19 protein-coding genes are annotated in these 19,443 nt (G+C 68.7%); 15 read left to right on the top strand and 4 right to left on the bottom strand.

Annotated elements, in window-relative coordinates:
• Positions 1 to 45: 45 nt before the first annotated feature.
• The 5 genes from F3087_RS23520 to F3087_RS23540 all read left to right on the top strand — a co-directional run bounded on the left by F3087_RS23520 (position 46) and on the right by F3087_RS23540 (position 3,452).
• Complete coding sequence (locus F3087_RS23520; protein ID WP_040731730.1) at positions 46 to 237, top strand: PspC domain-containing protein; 192 nt, start codon at positions 46 to 48, stop codon at positions 235 to 237.
• Between the two features lie 103 nt (positions 238 to 340).
• Positions 341 to 649, top strand: a complete 309-nt coding sequence (locus F3087_RS23525; RefSeq protein ID WP_150404199.1) for a DUF6802 family protein — start codon at positions 341 to 343, stop codon at positions 647 to 649.
• 142 nt (positions 650 to 791) lie between these two features.
• The gene (locus tag F3087_RS23530; RefSeq protein ID WP_150404200.1) at positions 792 to 1,118 is read left to right on the top strand and encodes a hypothetical protein; all 327 of its coding nucleotides are present in this window, start codon (positions 792 to 794) and stop codon (positions 1,116 to 1,118) included.
• 9 nt (positions 1,119 to 1,127) lie between these two features.
• Positions 1,128 to 2,993 carry a hypothetical protein gene (locus F3087_RS46045; protein ID WP_191094107.1) on the top strand — a complete coding sequence of 622 codons (1,866 nt, stop codon included), beginning with the start codon at positions 1,128 to 1,130 and terminating at the stop codon, positions 2,991 to 2,993.
• 111 nt (positions 2,994 to 3,104) lie between these two features.
• Entirely contained in the window at positions 3,105 to 3,452 is a 348-nt protein-coding gene (locus tag F3087_RS23540; RefSeq protein ID WP_150404201.1) for a hypothetical protein, read from the top strand.
• Positions 3,453 to 3,607: 155 nt separating this feature from the next.
• Here F3087_RS23540 and F3087_RS23545 read toward each other — a convergent pair whose 3' ends face one another.
• The gene (locus tag F3087_RS23545; protein WP_150404202.1) at positions 3,608 to 4,465 is read right to left on the bottom strand and encodes a dienelactone hydrolase family protein; all 858 of its coding nucleotides are present in this window, start codon (positions 4,463 to 4,465) and stop codon (positions 3,608 to 3,610) included.
• Positions 4,466 to 4,501: 36 nt separating this feature from the next.
• Between F3087_RS23545 and glmS the strand changes: the two genes are divergently transcribed.
• Entirely contained in the window at positions 4,502 to 6,385 is a 1,884-nt protein-coding gene (glmS, locus tag F3087_RS23550) for a glutamine--fructose-6-phosphate transaminase (isomerizing) (RefSeq protein WP_150404203.1), read from the top strand.
• A 647-nt stretch (positions 6,386 to 7,032) separates the two neighbouring features.
• Here glmS and F3087_RS23555 read toward each other — a convergent pair.
• Positions 7,033 to 8,232 (bottom strand): MFS transporter, encoded by a 1,200-nt coding sequence (locus tag F3087_RS23555; protein ID WP_150404204.1) that lies wholly within the window; start codon positions 8,230 to 8,232, stop codon positions 7,033 to 7,035.
• A 138-nt stretch (positions 8,233 to 8,370) separates the two neighbouring features.
• Between F3087_RS23555 and F3087_RS23560 the strand changes: the two genes are divergently transcribed.
• A complete protein-coding gene (locus F3087_RS23560; protein ID WP_150404205.1) occupies positions 8,371 to 8,862 on the top strand; it encodes a MarR family winged helix-turn-helix transcriptional regulator in 492 nt (163 codons plus the stop codon).
• Between the two features lie 314 nt (positions 8,863 to 9,176).
• Here F3087_RS23560 and F3087_RS23565 read toward each other — a convergent pair whose 3' ends face one another.
• Positions 9,177 to 9,605, bottom strand: a complete 429-nt coding sequence (locus F3087_RS23565) for a cupredoxin domain-containing protein (RefSeq protein ID WP_223885287.1) — start codon at positions 9,603 to 9,605, stop codon at positions 9,177 to 9,179.
• 52 nt (positions 9,606 to 9,657) lie between these two features.
• On the opposite strand from F3087_RS23565, the gene F3087_RS23570 reads away from it, so the two are divergent.
• The 7 genes from F3087_RS23570 (at position 9,658) to tsaD (ending at position 16,726) form a co-directional block, all read left to right on the top strand.
• A complete protein-coding gene (locus tag F3087_RS23570; protein ID WP_150404206.1) occupies positions 9,658 to 11,106 on the top strand; it encodes an NAD(P)H-hydrate dehydratase in 1,449 nt (482 codons plus the stop codon).
• Positions 11,107 to 11,802: 696 nt separating this feature from the next.
• The gene (alr, locus tag F3087_RS23575) at positions 11,803 to 12,930 is read left to right on the top strand and encodes an alanine racemase (protein ID WP_150404207.1); all 1,128 of its coding nucleotides are present in this window, start codon (positions 11,803 to 11,805) and stop codon (positions 12,928 to 12,930) included.
• Between the two features lie 14 nt (positions 12,931 to 12,944).
• Entirely contained in the window at positions 12,945 to 14,006 is a 1,062-nt protein-coding gene (locus F3087_RS23580; protein WP_150404284.1) for an alpha/beta fold hydrolase, read from the top strand.
• Positions 13,999 to 14,445, top strand: a complete 447-nt coding sequence (tsaE, locus tag F3087_RS23585; protein ID WP_150404208.1) for a tRNA (adenosine(37)-N6)-threonylcarbamoyltransferase complex ATPase subunit type 1 TsaE — start codon at positions 13,999 to 14,001, stop codon at positions 14,443 to 14,445. Before F3087_RS23580 ends, tsaE begins: the two co-directional genes overlap by 8 nt.
• 55 nt (positions 14,446 to 14,500) lie before the next feature.
• On the top strand, positions 14,501 to 15,184 hold the full coding sequence (tsaB, locus tag F3087_RS23590; protein ID WP_150404209.1) for a tRNA (adenosine(37)-N6)-threonylcarbamoyltransferase complex dimerization subunit type 1 TsaB: 684 nt from the start codon (positions 14,501 to 14,503) through the stop codon (positions 15,182 to 15,184).
• Positions 15,185 to 15,191: 7 nt separating this feature from the next.
• A complete protein-coding gene (gene rimI, locus F3087_RS23595) occupies positions 15,192 to 15,686 on the top strand; it encodes a ribosomal protein S18-alanine N-acetyltransferase (RefSeq protein ID WP_150404210.1) in 495 nt (164 codons plus the stop codon).
• On the top strand, positions 15,683 to 16,726 hold the full coding sequence (gene tsaD, locus F3087_RS23600; protein ID WP_150404211.1) for a tRNA (adenosine(37)-N6)-threonylcarbamoyltransferase complex transferase subunit TsaD: 1,044 nt from the start codon (positions 15,683 to 15,685) through the stop codon (positions 16,724 to 16,726). The genes rimI and tsaD overlap by 4 nt, the downstream gene beginning before the upstream one ends.
• A gap of 54 nt (positions 16,727 to 16,780) precedes the next feature.
• On the opposite strand, the gene F3087_RS23605 is transcribed toward tsaD, so the two are convergent.
• A complete protein-coding gene (locus tag F3087_RS23605; RefSeq protein WP_191094108.1) occupies positions 16,781 to 18,325 on the bottom strand; it encodes an Hsp70 family protein in 1,545 nt (514 codons plus the stop codon).
• Positions 18,326 to 19,063: 738 nt separating this feature from the next.
• Here F3087_RS23605 and groES point away from each other — a divergent pair.
• Entirely contained in the window at positions 19,064 to 19,363 is a 300-nt protein-coding gene (groES, locus tag F3087_RS23610) for a co-chaperone GroES (protein ID WP_014981824.1), read from the top strand.
• Positions 19,364 to 19,443: the final 80 nt, after the last annotated feature.

The raw sequence follows: 19,443 nt of genomic DNA on the forward strand, positions 1-19,443 counted from the left end.
CAGAGTGGAGTTCGAAGAGATCATCACCAGAGAGGGACAAAGACCATGACCGCACCCGCCCGCCGTTTCACCCGCTCCACCCACGACAAATGGATCGCCGGAGTCTGCGGCGGCATCGCCGAATACCTCGGCTGGAATGCCAATGTCGTGCGCCTGCTGTTCGTGCTTTCCTGCCTGCTGCCCGGCCCGCAGTTCATCGTCTACCTGGTGCTGTGGCTGCTGATGCCGAAGAAGTGAGGCCAGGGGGCTGCGTCGGGCACCCATGGATGTCAGGATGGAGCGATAGCGTTGTTGTCGGGTCATTGGATGACAGCACCACGAGTCCTGCTGAGGAGGAGTAATGATCACCTCGGGTGAATTGCCGGGTCTGGAACTGCCCGGCATCGACGCGTCCTCGTCGCTCGACGGCCTCGGCGCGATCGAGTTGCACCATCCCACGCAGGACATCGATGGGGACGGCACGCTCGACACCATCACCACCAACGGTGGCGATGCCATGCAGGTGTGGACCGATTACGACCACGATGGGCTCGCCGACCACGTCACGGTGGTGGAGAACGACGGCGATTACGCCGCGTGGGAGTTCCATCGGCATCCGGACGGGTCCTCGGAGTGGGTGCGGACCGATCACGGGAAGATCGGCACCTAGATCCGTCGGGCCGCTTCGGCACCGCTCTGCGAATTCGATGGAACCGAACGTCGGCGAGGCGCGTCGAAGGAAGTAATGGGGACGCCCGGCGCCGACGTAAGTCCGGGGAGATCGTGTACGACGCAGGGACGGAGGGGATCGCGTGGCCGGATCCGAGTTGGTCGGCGTCAAGACCGGGGAGTTGGGCCGCCTCGGCAACGACCTGAGTACGTCCGGGCAGACCGTGCGTAATCGCGCGAAGGACGTGGCCGACGCCACGTTCGGGCCGGCCGATGCGGGCGAGAACTACGCCGATCAGGGACGCCAGATCCAGGCCGGGCTCGACGCGATCTACAAGTGGCTCGGTAACTGGTCGGAGGCGACGCTGGCCACCGGCGATGTGGTGGGGGCCGCGGTCGTGAAGTACTCCAATACCGATCAAGAGGCTTCGTTCGACATCGCGAAGCTCGACCATGGCAGCAAGGCGTAGCGGGCGGCCATGACTTTCGACGTTCCCGCCTACGCACCCGTCGCCGAGTATCTGAATATCGGATCGCGGAGCCTGCTGTACTTCGAGAAGTTCGAACCACGGTTCAAGCGCGCCTTCGGCGAAACCGCGGGTGTGCCGGCGTATCAACAGCTGCACAAGCGGTTCTACGAGCAGAACGGGTTGAACGAGGACAAGCTGCGCAACGTCGCGGCGAAGCTTCAGGTCGTGCTGCAAGACGCGGGCACTCAGCTGGACGTGCAGCGTGGCCAAGCCAAGGCCCTGTGGGGCTGCTGGGAAGGTGCGGCTGCCGAGGCGGCGAGTGCCATGCTGAACCAACAGGTCGACCAGGCGGGCACCGACTGGAAAGCTGCGGGGGAAGCGTGGAAGGCGATCGCGGCGGCGGGGGATGGATTGCGCTCCGCGGTCAAGATCAAAGCCGACGTGGTGCGCTACATCCTGGAGAACGGCGAGAGCGTCAAAATCGCCGAGAAGTCGCCAGAAGACGTCGATGACATCATTTCCGGCACGAGCATCGCGGTCAGCAACGGCTGGCAAGACGACAGTCTGCTCAGCAAGCTCGGCCGGATCTTTCCGGATCTGACCGGGGGATCCGATGCCTGGGCCGCGCGGAACATCCTCGGGATCTTGCCGGGGTCGGACTATCAGCAGCATATTCAGGCGCGTTGTCAGCATTGGCTGGACAACGTGTTCAAGCCGGATTATCTGGCCAAGGTGCAGAAGTTCACCGCGGCATGCGATTTGACCGATACGGCGGTCAAGCAGGTCTATGTGCCGATAGTCAGTGCGCTGGGGCAGGTTTCGGTTGCTTCGTATCCGCGTCCGGTCGGGGCGCCGGTGCAGCAGCCGACGCAGGAGCAGCCGAAAGGTGATGGGACGCCGAAAGAGTCGGGGGTGCCGAAGGCAGAAAGTCCTGCCGCGCCGACGGTTCCGGCGAGCACTACGCCTGCGCCGTCGACGCCGAGTTCTCCGTCGACGCCTGTGACGCCCTCGTCGCCGACGGTTCCGGCGAGTACAACGCAAGCACCATCGACACCGAATACACCGAACACGCCATCGACACCGAACACGCCGTCGACGCCCGCCACGCCGTCGACGCCGACCGTCCCGAATACCTCGTCATTGGAAGGCTTACCTGCACTCAGCCAAGTGGCAAGTCAGTTGTCGCCCTTGGCATCTGGGATCAGCAGCCTCGTCGATGCCGGGGTCAGTTCCTTGACCGGGATCATCAAGGACGGTGCCGAGGACGCGGTGAAGATGGTCGAGGGGCTCATCGAGCCGACGCAGGTCGACAAGGACGGCGACGGTAAGCCGGACAGTAAGCCCACGGCCGAATTCGATGTTGCCGGTAAGCATCTGAAGTTCGAGATGGCAGACGGTCAGCTGAAACTGGTGATGTCCGACGGGGACGGGAAGCCGCAGGAGTTCAGCGTGCAGCTGGACGAGCACGGGATGCCGGTCATCTCGATGAACGAGCCGAACGACGACGCGACGCCCGCGGCGCCTGGTGACAAGCCGCCCGCCGATCACTCCCCGTCCGCGCCCGAGAAGGATAAGTCGCCCGCGGACCAGGCTCCGACCGCACCGGAGAAGGAACAGCCGGGTGCGAAGTCTCCTTCGGACCCCGCGCCGGAACAGCAGAAGCCGGTCGAGAAGCCGCCTGCCGCCGAGGACGAGAATGCCGGGCAGCCGAGCGCCCGCACCGGCACCCCACCACCCCTGCGGCGCGAGGAAGACGGCGAGCACAAGCCCAAACGCATGCCGGGCGAACAGAACCCGGACGCTCCGTTCGAGAGCGGCGCGGAACTGGCCGAGGCCGGCCCGATGGGCGATCTGGCCGAGGCAGGACCACTGTGAGCACGCCACAGCGGGCCGGGAACCCGGTAGCCTAGTGCGGACGCGGCGGGGAGCGCGCGAGCGCGGAGCCGCGAGCTGATGTCAACCTGCGGATCGGGGAGAACCGGGATCGTGAGTTACGCCGAGGAGATCGAGCGCGCCGCCGAGGAATGCCGCCGCCGCTCGGCCCGGCTGCTGGACGAACTCGAGCAGATCAACCGGCGTACCGCCGACACCAGCCGCGAGCTCGCCGAGGCCGCCGCTACCGACATGCAGGAATTTCTCGCAGCACACGCGGACAAGCTGGCCGAAGCGCGCGCCGAGATCGAAGAACGCGAACGGCTCGAGACCGAAGCCCGCGAACAACGCGAAGCCATCGCCCGCTCCATCGCCGCGCGGAAAGCCAACCGCGACGTCCTCCCGGTCGACCAGGAAGACGAAGAAGCCGCCTTCTACCAGCGCGAAACCTGGCTGATCTGAGCGACCGGCCCTGGCCGGTGCCCCGCTGACCGGTGTCTCCGAGATCCGCACGTCGCTCGGGATTCGCACCGAGATACAGGGCCCTGAAACCAGTGCAGATCCCCGAGAGTGCGAATTCTGTTGTCCGCATGCGGTGGGCTGATTGCGCCGCGGTGCTACCGGCGCAAGAGACCGGCGAGCTGACCGATCTTGAGCTTCGGGGCCTTCGGCTCTTCCTTGGCTTCCGGGTCGATGACCGCGGTGTGCGGGATCTCCGCTTCCGGGTCGGCGAAGGCTTTGTAGGTCTTGTCGCCGACGACGGTGGCGAGCAGGTATCCGGCGAGCAGAGCGCGGGTGGTGCGGGCGGTTTTGGATTCGTGTTTGCCCGCGCCAACGGCGGCCAGCACGCGGCGGCCTTCGATGATGCCGTTGTGCGAAGCGCCGTCGATCGCCCGGAAGACCGACGGGCCGCCCCAAGCGGTGGCGAGGGAGATGGCGTTGGAACTGACCGAGGCGAGATCGGTCGCACCGGCGAGGATCAGGGCGGGCGTGTCGAGATCCGGGGCGAGGTTTTCCGCGGAGGGTGCGGTGGGGGCCGGGAACAGGGCGGCGACCGCGGCGACCTGGCGCTGGGTCGCGGCGATGACGGCGGCGCCCGCGCCCATGCCGTGGCCGACCAGGGCGAGCCGGTCGGGATGCACGCTGATGGTGCCGTCGCCGAGCCGTACACCTGTGCAGATGTCCAAAGTGGTGAGCAGGTCGGTGCCGAGGCCGAGGTGTGACGGGATCGGCCCGCGCTCGGTATCTGGGGCGGCGACCACGAAACCCCAGGACGCGAGGTGCTCGAGTAGCTGCCGATAGTTGGCGGCGCCGGTCAGCCAGCCGTGCCCGAACGCGACGGCGGGCAGGTTGAGCCCCGATTCGGGCGTGAATACCACCCCCGGCTGCCCGGCGATGGCCAAATTGCCGCGCAGCACCCGATGGGGGCCGCGGCTGGTCAGGGTGCTCAGGAGTGATTTCACAGACGCCGACACGACGAGAACGTTATCCGATAAGTACTCTGGTGAGCCATGTGCGGAATCGTGGGGTACGTCGGATACCGGGACGCGCTCGGCGTTGTCGTTGACGCGTTGCGCCGCATGGAATATCGCGGCTACGACTCCGCGGGTGTGGCGATCGTCGACGGCGCCGGTGCGCTGGCAGTGGAACGCAAGGCAGGCAAGCTGGCGAATCTGGAGGCCGAGCTCGCCGAAATCGGGGTCGCGCGCTTCGCGGGCAGCACCGGAATGGGACACACGCGGTGGGCGACGCACGGCGCGCCGACCGACCGCAACGCGCACCCGCATCGCGACGACAGCGGCAAGGTCGCGGTCGTGCACAACGGGATCATCGAGAACTTCGCCCCGCTGCGCCGGGAGCTGGAGGACGCGGGCGTCGAGCTGCGCAGCGACACCGACACCGAGGTCGCCGTGCACCTGGTGGCCAGGGCTTACGCCGAGGGACCGACGGCCGGTGACTTCGCCGCCAGCGCGCTCGCGGTGGTGCGCCGGCTCGAAGGCGCGTTCACGCTGGTCTTCACCCACGCCGATCACCCGGACCTGATCTTCGCGGCGCGCCGATCGACGCCGCTGGTCATCGGGGTCGGCAAGGGCGAGATGTTCATCGCCTCGGATGTCACAGCGTTCATCGAGCACACCCGCGAGGCGGTCGAGCTCGGTCAGGACCAGGCCGTGGTGATCACCGCGGACAGCTACACGGTCACCGATTTCGCGGGCGACGACGCGACCGCGCGGACCCGCCCGTTCACCATCGACTGGGATCTAGCCGCCGCGGAGAAGGGCGGCCACGACTACTTCATGCTCAAGGAGATCGAGGAGCAGCCCGCCGCGGTGGCGGACACCCTGATCGGGCATTTCAGCGTGGACCAGGACGGCGCGGGCCGGATCGTGCTGGACGAGCAGCGCCTCGCCGACCAGGAGCTGCGCGACTTCGACAAGGTCTTCGTGGTCGCCTGCGGCAGCGCCTACCACTCCGGTCTGCTGGCCAAGTATGCGATCGAGCACTGGACCCGGCTGCCCGTCGAGGTGGAGCTGGCCAGCGAATTCCGTTATCGCGACCCGGTTCTGGATCGGTCGACGCTGGTCGTGGCAATCTCGCAGTCCGGCGAGACGGCCGACACGCTCGAGGCGGTGCGGCACGCCAAGGAGCAGAAGGCGCGCGTGCTGGCGATCTGCAATACCAACGGCGCGCAGATTCCGCGCGAGTCCGACGCGGTGCTCTACACCAGGGCGGGGCCGGAGATCGGCGTCGCCTCGACCAAGGCGTTCCTGGCCCAGGTGACCGCGAATTACCTGGTCGGGCTGGCCTTGGCGCAGGCGCGCGGCACCAAGTACCCGGACGAGGTGGCCCGCGAGTTCGCCGAACTCGAGGCGATGCCGAAGCTGGTGGAACGGGTGCTGGAGACAGCGCCGCAGGTGCGGGCGATCGCGCGCGAGCTGGCGCACGTCTCGACGGTGCTGTTCCTCGGGCGGCACGTCGGCTACCCGGTGGCGCTGGAGGGTGCGCTCAAGCTCAAGGAGCTGGCGTACATGCACGCCGAGGGTTTCGCGGCGGGCGAGCTCAAGCACGGCCCGATCGCGCTGATCGAAGAGGGCCTGCCGGTGATCGTGGTGATGCCGTCCCCGAAGGGCCGCGCGGTGCTGCACTCCAAGCTGCTCAGCAACATTCGCGAGATCCAGGCGCGTGGAGCACGCACCATCGTGATCGCCGAGGAGGGCGACGACACAGTGCGCCCGTTCGCCGACGACCTCATCGAGATCCCCTCGGCGCCAACGTTGTTCCAGCCGCTGCTGTCGACGGTCCCGCTGCAGATCTTCGCCGCCGAAGTAGCGCAGGCCCGCGGCTACGACGTGGACAAGCCCCGCAACCTGGCAAAGTCCGTCACCGTCGAATAACCCACACCCCACCCCCTTCAACGCACGCACCCCGAACCGCCCAACGATTCGGGGTGCGTCGCGTTGCGGCGGCCCACCGAGCGGGACAAGGCTGAGACAAAGTGCGAGAGCTGGCTCGGTGGTGTCCCGTTCGGCGCTGGATTGTCTGTTCTTCGTGGTCGAAGTAGCGCAGGCTCGCGGCCACGATGTGGACATGCCTCGCAACGTGGCAAGGTCCGTCACTGCCGAATAGCCCACCGACCCAACTCTTTCGGCGCACGCACCCCGAACCGCACGGCGATTCGGGGTGCGTCGCGTTGCGGTTGCTCACCGGGTGGGACAAGGCTGAGACAAAGTGCGAGAGCTGGCTAGGTGGTGTCCCGTTCGGCGTTGAGATGTTCGCCGAGTGGGACATGGCGGTGGCGAAGTGCGAGTACCGGCTAGGTGATGTCCCGTTGGGCGCTGGGCCGTCTGTCGAGTGGGACATGGCTGCGGGAAAGTGTGAGAGCTGGCTTGGCCGTGTCCCGTTGGGTGTTGGGGTACTCGTCGAGTGGGACACGGTTGTGGCGATGTGTGAGAGCTGGCTTGGTGGTGTTGGGGTGGTTGCCGGGAGGGACGTGGCTGTGGCGAGGTACGCGGGTCAGCGCGGTGCGGCGCTGTGGGTGGGGTCAGGGGTGGGCGAGGGCTTTGCGGGGTTCGGTTGGGGTGGTGGGGGATTGGGGGGTTGGGCGGCGTTCGAGGGCGCCGGACCAGACGGCTAGGGCGAGGGCGATGAGGACCAGGGCGACGCCGACCCAGTTGGGGGCGGTGTAGCCGAAGCCGGCTGCGATGACGAGGCCACCCAGCCAGGCGGAGATGGCGTTGCCGAGGTTGAAGGCGCCGATGTTGACGGCGGAGGCCAACGTCGGTGCGCCGGCGGCTTGGTCGAGGACGCGCTTCTGGAGCGGCGGCACGGTGGCGAAGCCGAGGGCGCCGATCAGGACGACGGTGATCGCGGCGGTGACCTTGTTGTGCGCGGTGAGGGTGAACAGCGCGAGCACCACGGCGAGACCACCGAGGGACAGGTAGAGCATCGGCATCAGGTGGCGGTCGGCGAACTTGCCGCCGATCAGGTTGCCCGCGAAGAAGCCGACGCCGAACAGCACCAGCAGCCAGGTGACCGAGCTGTCGGCGAAGCCGGTGACCTCGGTCATCATCGGCGCGAGATAGGTGATCGCCGCGAACACGCCGCCGAAGCCGAGCACCGTCATCGCCATCGCAAGCAGCACCTGCGGGTTGCGGAACACGGCGAGTTCGGTGCGCAGCCGCGCGTCCTGCGGGGCGGGCTGTTCCGGGACCAGCAGGGCGACGCCGACCAGGCCGATCAGGCCGACCAGCGCGACGATCAAAAAGGTGAGCCGCCAGCCGAATTGCTGGCCGAGCAGGGTGCCGAACGGCACGCCGACCATGGTGGCGACGGTCAGTCCGGTGAACATGATCGCGATCGCGCCGGCCCGCTTGTCCGGGCGAACCACGGCGCCCGCCACGACCGCGCCGATGCCGAAGAACGCGCCGTGCGCCAGCGAGGCGACGATCCGCCCGGTCAGCATCAGGCCGAAAGTCGGTGCGACGGCGGACAATACGTTGCCCGCCACCAGGAGCAGCAGCATGCCGAGCAGCATCCGCTTGCGCGAGACCCGCGTGCCGAGCCCGGTCATCAGCGGTGCGCCGACCACCACGCCGAGCGCGTACCCGGTGACCAGCAGTCCCGCGGTGGGGATGGACACCGCGTAGGTGCCGGCGATGTCGGGGAGTAGCCCGACGACGACGAATTCGGTGGTGCCGATTCCGAATGCCCCGAGCGTCAGGGCGAGGAGTGCGAGCGGCATGAGCGAGAGCCTCCACGATAAGTTGCGCCTGATCCTTACGGGCGTCAACAATAATTGCAGACGCGTGATAATTGCAAGCGCGGGCTATTGCGAAGCTCATCTATCCTGGAGGGACAACCTCTACGCGGAAGGAACGCGATGACCGCGGATGCCGCCCTGACCGGCCTGGCCGATGGCTGGTACGCACTGTCGCTGCTGCACGATCGGATCGAGGCGCACATCGAACGGGCGCTACAGACCGGGCACGACCTGAGCGTCCGCGAGTACTCGCTGCTGGTCGTGCTCAGCCGCCAGCACGACGGGCCGGGCGGGCACCTGCGGATGAACCAGGTCGCCGAGGCTGTGGTGTTGAGCCAGAGCGCGACGACCCGTCTGGTCACCCGGCTGGAGGACCGCGGCCTACTTCAGCGCTACCTGTGCCCCGATGACCGCCGCGGCATCTACACCGACGTCACCCCGCCGGGCCTGGCCCTGCTGGCACAGGCCCGCCCGACCCACGACGACGCCCTGTCCAGCGCCCTCGGCCAAGCCGCCGCCGATCCTGAACTGGCCCCGCTCGTGGCGGCCGTCGAAGCCCTCAACACCAGCTCGGCCAGCGGCTCCAGAACCCGCCAGTACCGGCCGGTCTAACCCACGGCGTTACCGAACGGGACTCGGCCAAGCGCCAATCCGAGTATTGGCGCAGCTATGTCCGTGCGGCGCGTGGAACCGCTCGCTCGCTGGGGCGGATGGGACTTGACCGAGCGGCTGCCCGTTTGTTGGCGTGGCTGGGTAGTTCGGCGCACGGAACCGCCTGTTCGCCGGGGCGGATGGGACCTGATCGAGCGCCTTCTCGTTTGTCGACGTCGCCATGTCCCGTTCGGCGCATCGATGTGTCTGCTCGGCAAGGCCGACGGGACTTGGCGAGGCATCGCTCGGGTTCGGCGTTGTGCCGGCCGTGGCGACTACTGGACGGTGATGGTGCCGCGCATTTCCGGGTGCAGGGAGCAGAGGTAGCGGAAGGTGCCGGGGACGGTGAAGGTGTAGCTCCAGTCGCCCTTGTCGATGATCGGGCTGTTGAGGCCCATGGCCTTGTCGCCGATGCCTTGCACGGTGTGCGGGGCTTTGTCCTTGAAGTGCCAGGTGACAGTGTCGCCGACCTTGACGGTGAGCTCGGCGGGGGCGAACTTCATGTTGCTCACCTCGACGGTGGCGTCGGCGGGTTTCGCGTCGCCGGTGGGCTGCGCCGTCGTGGTGGTCGGGTGCGGTCGCCTCGTGCTGGTCGCGGCGGCATCGGAGTCGCCGCCCCCACATCCGGCGACCAGCAGCGCCGCTACCACCGCGAACCCGGTGACAACCTGCGTGGACCTTGCACGGGGCTTGACCATTGGCATGATGGCCAAGCGTAGTCTGCGAACGAGCAGTGCCGAAGTGGAGGATTTATTCATGTCCACGCAGCGGGGTTATTACACCGCCGACGAAGTACGCGAGGCCGAGGCCGAGCTGTTCACCAGGGTCCCGGACGGCGTCCCCATGCAGCGCGCGGCCTACGGTCTGGCCACCGTCGTCGCGGGCGAGCTGCGAGCGCGCACCGGCGGCGTCGCCGGACGCTCGGTGACCCTGCTGGTCGGTTCGGGCGACAACGGCGGTGACGCGCTGTGGGCCGGATCGATGCTGCGGCGCCGGGGCGTCGCCGTGACCGCGGTGCTGTTGAACCCGGCGCGCGCCCACGCGAAAGCCCTTGCGGCGCTGGGTAAGGCGGGCGGTCGATTATCCACAGAGGTCGGCCGGCCCGACCTGGTCGTCGACGGCATCGTCGGCATTTCCGGACGTGGCGCGCTCCGGCCGGATGCCGCGGAACTCGTTGCGTCGCTGCGGGTCCCGATCATTGCTGCGGATTTGCCGAGCGGAGTTGATCCGGATACCGGCGCGATCACCGGACCCGCTGTCCGGGCCGATGTCACCGTTGCGTTCGGCGCGTACAAGCCGGTGCATGTGCTGGCCGCGCCGCACTGCGGGCGAATCGAACTGGTGCCCATCGGGTTACGTCTGCCGAAGCCGAATCTGGCGGCGCTGGAACCCGCTTCGATCGGCGCGAGCTGGCCGGTGCCGAATGCCACCGACGACAAGTACTCCCAAGGTGTCACGGGCGTCTGCGCGGGCAGCGCCGAGTATCCGGGCGCTGCGGTGCTGTGCACCGGGGCGGCCGTCGCGGCGACGTCGGGCCTGGTCCGCTACGCCGGAACCGGTGCCGCCGACGTCCTCGCGCACTTCCCGGAAGTCATTGCCACCGAGCATGTCTCGGAGGTCGGACGAGTGCAGGCCTGGGTGTTCGGTCCTGGTGCGGGCACCGACACCGATGCCCACGAACGGCTCGTCGAGATCCTCGCCACCGACCTGCCGGTCGTGGTCGACGCCGACGGCCTCACCCTGCTCGCCGCCGAACCCGAGCTGGTTCGCGGCCGCACCGCACCGACCGTATTGACCCCGCACGCAGGCGAATTCGCGCGACTAACCGGCGTAGAGGTCGGCGACGACCGGGTCGCCGCGGTTCGCGCTCTCGCCGAGGACTGGCAACTCACCGTCTTGCTGAAAGGCCGCGCCACCCTCGTCGCCACCCCCGGCGCCCCGGTCCTCGTCAACGAGGCAGGCGCCTCCTGGGCCGCCACCGCCGGCGCGGGCGACGTCCTCTCCGGCATCATCGGCGCCCTCCTCGCCGCAGGCCACGCCCCCGCCTGGTCCGCCGCGGCCGCCGCCCGGGCGCACTCCCTCGCCGCCAACCTCGCCGCCCACGAAGGTCACCCCGAAGCCGCACCCATCTCGGCAACCCCGCTGCTCGAGCACCTCCGCCCGGCCATCCGCACCCTCCGCGCACTGGCCCGCCCGGTGATCTGACGCGCACAGTTAGGTAGATCTCCGGTGTCGACCAGGCCACCGACATGGCCATTCGCCGCTGCCCAGGTTGCGGCGGACGAAGGTCACCCTGGAAGCCGTACCGATCTCGGCGACCCGCTCCTCGAGCAGATTCGTCCGGCTAGCCGTACCCTCCGTGCACTGGCTCATCCGGGGTTCTGGCGCGCACAGTCAGGTAGATCTCCCCGTGTCGACTGGGCCGCCGACAAGACGATTCGCCGTTACTCAGGTTGCGGCGGACGAGGGGCACCTTTGAAGGCGTACCTATTTCGGCGACCCGCAGCTCGATCGTCCCCGCCATTCGCGCACTTGCCTACCCTGAGCGCTCACGTACGGGGTCGGTCCGCCGATGCGGCGTCGTGCCGCTGCTCTGGTCGCGGCGCATCATCGCCGCTGTCGGATCATGCCCGCCTGCCAGGGGCGCACGGCGGTGGCGCTGTGGCTGCGGACTCGGTCATAGGTGGGCCCTATGATCTGTGCCGCAGGACACGGCCGTGGTAACTCGCTTCGATCAGACCTTGCCGCGCCAATAGACTTCAGCAGAACGTGACGACTTACTCCGGCTGTGCCTGGGTAACTCGTCGGGTACGGGCGGAGCACAGCCCGTCGCGTCACCGCCAGTCGCCGACGCCACTGCCGTGGCATCCGAATCTGGCCTGATTTCCCGGAGAGGCGGGCATGTACGCGCAGGTGGAGACGGTCGTCGATCTGGATGCCATTGCCCACAACGTGCGCATCCTGCGGGAATTCGCGGGCGATGCGGCAGTGATGGCGGTGGTGAAGGCCGATGGCTACAACCATGGCGCCGTCGAGGTCGCGAAGGCGGCGTTGGCCGCGGGCGCCGCCGAAATCGGCGTCACCGCGATCGCCGAGGGCGTGCAACTGCGCGCGGCCGGAATCACCGCGCCGATCCTGAGCTGGCTCAACGACTCCGACGCCGACTACGCGGCCGCGATCACTGCCGACCTCGAGATCGGCGTCTCCTCGCTCAGTCAGCTGCGCGCGGTGGAAGCGGCGGCCAGGAGCACCGGCCGCACCGCGACCGTCACCTTCAAGGTGGACACCGGCCTCAACCGCAACGGCCTCTCGGCGGTCGAATACCCGCAGGCCCTCGCGGAATTGCGATCCCTGGTCGACGAGCAGGCGGTGCGCTTCCGCGCGATCTTCTCCCACCTCGCCCGCGGCGACGAGCCCGAGCACCAGACCAACAACCTGCAACGCGACCGCCTCCTGGAGGCCATCGCCACCGCCAAAGAGCACGGCCTGGAACCGGAATTGGTGCACCTGGCCAACTCGCCCGCCACGCTGACCCGCCCCGACCTCGCCTTCGACCTGGTCCGCCCGGGCATCGCGATGTACGGCCTGTCCCCGGTTCCCGAACTCGGCGACTTCGGCTTGCGCCCGGCGATGACCTTCCAGGCCCGCGTCGTTCAGGTCAAACGGATCGCGGCGGGGGAGGGCGTCTCTTACGGGCACACCTGGATCGCCCCGCGCGACACCACCATCGCGCTCATCCCCGCAGGCTACGCCGACGGCGTATTCCGGCCGCTGAGTGGACGTTTCGAGGTGTGGCTCGGCGGCGCGCGGCACCCGAACGTCGGCCGGGTCTGCATGGACCAGTTCGTCGTCGACCTCGGCGACAACGCCGCGAACGTCCAGGAGGGCGATGTCGCGGTGATGTTCGGCGGCGAAGCCGGCGCCCCCCGCGCCGAGGACTGGGCGGCCCGGCTCGACACGCTCAACTACGAGGTCGTCTGCTCACCCCGCGGCCGAGCGGCCCGCCGCTACCTGGGCGGCCCCCGGTGAGCCGCCGGATCACCATGCTGCGCGGCGGTCTCGCCACCGCGGGCGTGGTCGGCGCGCTGGCCGGGGTGCACGCGCTGCGCCGCGCGGGCGCCCGCGTGCTGTGGCCGGCCCGGCGCGACGAATACCGCGACGAGAACTTCGATCTCATCGATGAGGACCGCTCCGGCGCGGTGCTGACCGAGGACGGCGTGCGCCTGGCCACCCGCGAATGCGGTCCCGCGGACGCGCCGGTCACGGTGATCTTCGTGCACGGCTTCTGCAACACCATGGAGTCCTTCCACTTTCAGCGCCGCGACCTCGAAAAGCGGTGGGGCGCAACCGCGCGGCTCGTGCTGTTCGACCTACGCGGACACGGCCGCTCGGGCACGCCGGCGACCGAGAGCTGCACCGTCGCCCAGCTCGGCCGCGACCTCGCCGCGGTGATCACGGCGAGCGCGCCGACGGGTCAGGTGGTGCTGGTCGGGCATTCGCTGGGCGGGATGGCGGTGCTCGCGGCCGCGGCGCAGTTCCCGGAGTTGTTCGCGGCCAGGGTGATCGGGGTCGCGCTGCTGTCCACGGCGGCCGCCGAGGTGACCGCGACGGGGATCACCCAGCTGCTGCGCAGCCCGGCGATCGACGGGTTCCGGATGGCCGTGCACACCGCGCCCGCGCTGGTACAGGCCGGTCGTTCCACCGCGCGCCATGTGATCACGCCGATCCTGCACGTCAGCTCGTATCACGGTCCGGTGAGTCCCACCCTGTCCCGGTTCACCACCATGATGATCGATCGGACGCCGGTCGAGACCATCGTCAAATTCCTGAAAGCCATCGAGCTGCACGATGAATCGGCCGCGCTGCCGACCCTCGCGCACCTGCCGGTGCTGGTGCTTGGCGGTACCAACGATCTGGTGATCCCGTTCCGCAACTCCCGCGCGCTGTCGCACGAGCTGCCGAGCAGCGAGCTGATCCGGCTCATCGGCGCCGCGCACATGGCGCACCTGCAATACCCGGATATCGTCAACGACGCGCTGGATCGATTGCTGGTCCGCGCAGGCGTACGCGAACCGACCCAGGCCTCGGAGGTGACCAGTGGCTGACCGGCAGCAGCGGATCCTGCCCACCGTCGCCGATACCGAGGCACTCGGCAAGGAGCTCGCGGCGGGGCTCGGCGCGGGCGACCTGGTGGTGCTCGACGGCCCGCTGGGCGCGGGTAAGACCGCGCTCACCCGAGGCATCGCCGCAGGACTCGGCGTGCAGGGGCGGGTCAGCTCGCCGACGTTCATCATCGCCCGCCAGCACCGGGCGGGCACGGGCGACGGCGCGGTGCCGCTGGTGCACGTGGACGCCTACCGCCTCGGCGGCGACCTGGACGAGCTGGACGCCCTCGACCTCGACACCGATCTGCATCAGGCGGTGGTCGTGGTGGAGTGGGGTCGCGGGGTGGTGGAACACCTCAGCGATCGGCACCTGCGGGTGCTGCTGTCCCGCGAACCGGATTCCGACGTGCGCACCGCCGTATGGGAATGGGTGGATTAACTACCCGGTAGCTCCGCACCGGCGACAGCTACCAACCGGTATCGTTGGATCAATCATGCTGGTATTAAGTGTCGACACCGCGACACCCGCCGTGACAGCGGGATTGGTGGAACTGGAGCAGGCCGCACGGGGCGCGGACACGCGCACCCTCGCCTCCCGGGTTCGGGTCGATCCGCGCGCGCATGCCGAGGTGCTCACCCCGCAGATTCTCGAATGCCTCACGGAGGCGCGACGTTCCAGGGCCGACCTCGACGCGGTCGTGGTCGGCATCGGCCCGGGCCCGTTCACCGGGCTGCGCGTCGGCATGGCCACCGCCGCCGCCTTCGGTGACGCGCTGGGCATTCCGGTCTACGGCGTGTGCAGCCTGGACGCGATCGCCGCCGACACGGTGTCGGACCTCACACCCGGCAGCGAGCTGCTGGTGGTCACCGACGCGCGCCGCCGCGAGGTGTACTGGGCGCGCTACCGCGACGGCGTGCGGGTGGCCGGGCCGGACGTGGCCAAGCCGAGCGAGGTGGATATGGCGCAGGCCACGGTGATCGCCGGCTCCGCGTCGCATGTCGACTTCTTCGACCTGCCGGTGCTGCCGGTGGAAACGCCGTCGGCGGCCGGGCTGGTGCGGGTTGCCTCGGCCGAGCTGCTCGCGCGCACGGTGCCGGACGCGTTGGTGCCGCTGTACCTGCGCAGGCCCGACGCCGTGGAGAAGAGTTACCGCGCGCTGGACCGGACGGGAGCGTGAGGCGGACATGACGATCCGAATCGAGCCGATGGTCACCGCGGACATCGACCGCTGCGTCGAACTCGAGCAGCTGCTGTTCCCGGAGGACGATCCCTGGCACGCGGTGGCTTTCCAATCGGAACTGGCCGCGCCGCACAATCGCTACATCACCGCCCGCGACGACGACGGGCGAATGGTCGGCTACGCCGGCGTCGCGCTGCTCGGTGATGACGAACACCCCGAGGCCGAGGTGCACACCATCGGTGTCGACCCGACCTGCCTGCGGGCCGGCATCGGCACGCTGCTGCTGGAGGCGCTGCTCGACGTGGCGGGCAACCGCGGCGGGCCGGTGTTCCTCGAGGTACGCACCGACAACACGCCCGCGATCGCGTTGTACGCCAAGCACGGTTTCCACATCATCGGTTTGCGGAAGAACTACTACCACCCCAGCGGCGCCGACGCCTACACCATGCGCAGGCCGGCGCTGAGCGCGCTGCCCCTCCCGGACGAGGTTCTTTCGTGATCATCATGGGCATCGAAAGTTCCTGCGACGAAACCGGAGTCGGCATCGTGCGCAGGCACGACGACGGCAGCTGTGAACTGCTCGCCGACGAGGTCGCCTCCAGCGTCGATCAGCACGCGCGGTTCGGCGGTGTGGTGCCGGAGATCGCCTCGCGTGCGCATCTGGAGGCGATCGTGCCCGCGATGCGGCGGGCGCTCGCCGCGGCGGGGATCGCCAAGCCGGACGCGCTGTGCGTGACCATCGGACCCGGCCTGGCCGGTGCGCTGCTGGTCGGCGCCGCGGCCGCGAAAGCCTATGCGGCGGCTTGGGATGTGCCGTTCTACGCGTTGAACCATCTCGGCGGGCATGTCGCGGTGGACACGCTGGAGCACGGGCCGATGCCGCCGTGCGTCGCGCTGCTGGTTTCCGGCGGGCACACGCATCTGCTGCAGGTCACCGATCTGGCCGAGCCGATCATCGAGCTCGGCAGCACCATCGACGACGCGGCGGGCGAGGCGTTCGACAAGGTGGCCCGGCTGCTCGGCCTCGGGTTCCCCGGCGGTCCGGCGCTGGATGCCGCTGCGCGCCAGGGCGATCCGCGGGCGATCGCGTTCCCGCGCGGGATGACCGGGCCGCGGGACGCGCGCTACGACTTCTCCTTCTCCGGGCTGAAGACCTCGGTGGCGCGCTATGTGGAGTCGGCGCAGCGCAGCGGGCTGACCGCCGAGGATCTGCCGATCCCGGACATCGCGGCGTCGTTCCAGGAGGCGGTCGCGGACGTGCTCACCATGAAGGCGGTGCGGGCCGCGCAGGATGTCGGCGTGGACACGCTGGTGCTCGGCGGCGGTGCGACGGCGAACTCCCGGATCCGGTCGATGGCCGAAGAGCGGTGCACGGCGGCCGGATTGACGCTCCGGGTGCCGAAGCCGCGGCTGTGCACGGACAACGGGGTGATGATCGCGGCGCTCGGCGCGCATGTGATCGCGGGTGGCGCGAAGCCTTCGCCGTTGACGGTGGCGACCGATCCGGGGCTGCCGGTTTCGATCAGCCGGGTGGTCTAGAACGTCCCAGCGGGTGACGATCTCTGTGCTCCACCTCGCCGGTTTTGGTGCAGGTCAGTCGGTTTCGCCGGACTGCCAAGGGTTTCCGGCGCCCGGATTCGCCGAACCCGAATTCTGCCTGGGCGGCATCGGCAGGTGCGACTGCGCGGGCGCCTGCGTCGGCGCGGAGTGCTGATTCGGTGTGGTGGGCCGGTTCTTGTCCGGCACCGACGAACCGCCCTGCGGGCCTGCGGAATTGCCGAACAGCGGACCGAGCAGCTCCGGGAACGGGATCACCGGGAGGTTCGGGTCGGGGCGCAGCGTCGGCTGGGTCGGCGAGGTGAGCGGCGTGGGCGTCGCGGTGCTCGACGGCTGGCCGCGGTCCTGGGTGATCGGCGGAATGTTGCCGGTCGGTGGACGATTGGTGCTTTCCTGATTCCGGCCGCTGGTCGAGGTGCCCGCGCCGGTCGGCGCGATGATGCTGCCCGGAGCCGGCGGCAACTGCGAGACGCTGCTGGTGGTGCCGGCGGGGGAGACCTCGTCGTCGGAGGTGGGTGCGAAGGTCTTCACGCCGTAGCCGATGATCAGGCCGACCACCACGATCGCGCCGGCCAGCGTGCCGACCACCTTGGTGAACGTGCCGACCGGCGCGTCGGCGCCGAGCGCGGCCACCGGGAACACCGACGGCTGCACCGAATCGGCCACCAGCGCGGCGCCTTTGGCGATCACGGCGTCCGGATCTTCGACGGTGAACACCGGAACGTCCAGCTCCGCGCCGAGCGTGTCGATCACGGCGGGGATGTTGGCTCCGCCGCCGATCACCGTCACCGCCTGCGGGAACTTGGGCGCCCGGGCGAACACCGCGGCGGCGAAGACGGCGGTCTCGCGCAGCAGGTCGGCGATGAGCTCTTCGAAGTCGGCGCGGGTCAGCTTGAGCGGCTGACCGGCCACGTGGTCGATGGTGACGGCGGGCGCGATGGACAGGTGTTCCTTGGCCGCGCGGCCGCGGTTGGTCAGCATGCCGCGGTTGGGGCGGGTGCCGCGCCGGGCGTAGTGCAGGTCGACCAGGTGGTGATAGATCAGGTCGTCGATGGCGTTGCCGCTGATCGTGATCGTGCGCTCGGACCGGAGCACGGTGCCGTCGGCCTGATCGGCGACGGTCACGGTGAGTCCGGTCGCGCCGAGGTCGACGATGGCGACGGTGTCGTAACGATCGAGCAGGCCGGTGTGCCGCAGGAAGGTGAGCGCCGCGGTGCCCTCCGGGACGAGCCGGAGTTCGCGCTGCTTGCCGGTGGCCGAGCGGATCGCCTGCGCCTGCTCCTTGCTGCGGTAGGCGACGGCGACGCTGGTCGGCGGGCGACTGGTCGGCGATTCCAGGTTGCGCGGCTGCGCGCCGGCGAAGCGCGCGCCGACCGGATAGCCGGCGTCGTGCAGCTGCGTGGTGGGTAGCTGGGTGGTCATCAGCTCGATCGAGGACGCGACGAGGTCACCGAGGTCGGAGTGGGCCGCGTCGGCGGAGACGACGCGGTAGTCGAAGCTCTGCGCGCCGTTCGACGCGGTGGCGACGAGCGCCGAGCACACGACCTCGGACCCGGCCGAGATACCGAGGGATGTTCGCATGTTCATTCACCTCCCTTCGCGCGGATGGCCCTGTGTCGCTGACCATCTCGATTGGACTGCCGAGTCGCCTGTGGTCGACGGACGATCCGGCTTCGAAACCTGCTCGGTCCCGTTATCCGGATGGGTCGCGGGGACCGGCGAGGGATCACGTGTGGCTAGCTCTCTGGTGCAGCTCGATTGGCGCTGGTTCTTCTCGGACGCTGGGTGTTCGATGACGCCGGAACTTCGGATCACGCTGAGGTATTCGGTGACGCCGAGCGGTGTAGCGACGTACGTTCTGTGACAACCCCTGGTCTCCGACGGCACTGGTTCGTGACGAACACAGCGGTCGGACAGCGACCGTCGTCAATACTGTCACAATCCGTTATCCGAACGTTACAGTTTTCCGGATCTCTTGAAAACCCCTCCGGGCGTGCGTTGGGCGTGTCGGCGACCACGGGGTGTTCGCCGGAGCGCTCGCGCGGGCGAATCCGCCGGGCCGCGCGATCCGAAATTGGCACATCCCGGCCTTGAGCGCTGGCACTCTCATGTATAGAGTGCTAGTCGGTACTGCTGATGTGCGCGGTCGGACTTCGTTCGTTCGGCGCACTGGGCGTGTGCCAGGCATTTTTGACTACTGAGCAGGGGTCCCGGCACCCGCGACGACGGGGCTATGCGACAGGGTCAGCATCAAAACCTGATACCGATGGTCCGGAACAACAGTTGCGGACGACATCCCCTGAAAGTGGAGGGCTCAACGTGGCGAGCGTGAACATCAAGCCGCTCGAGGACAAGATCCTCGTCCAGGCCAACGAGGCCGAGACGACGACGGCCTCCGGCCTGGTCATCCCCGACACGGCGAAGGAAAAGCCGCAGGAGGGCACCGTCATCGCCGTCGGCGAAGGACGCGTCACCGACAAGGGTGACCGCATCCCGGTCGACGTCAAGGAGGGTGACACCGTCATCTACAGCAAGTACGGCGGCACCGAGATCAAGTACCAGGGCGAGGAATACCTCATCCTGTCGGCGCGCGACGTGCTGGCCGTCGTCACCAAGTGACCCGCGCTCCGCGCGGTCGTCGCGGCGCGAGCCGCAATCGAGTGATGAACGCTCACCCGACCGCCGGGATCGAGTCGTCA

Source organism: Nocardia colli (genome assembly GCF_008704205.1).
Taxonomy (GTDB): Bacteria; Actinomycetota; Actinomycetes; order Mycobacteriales; family Mycobacteriaceae; genus Nocardia; species Nocardia colli.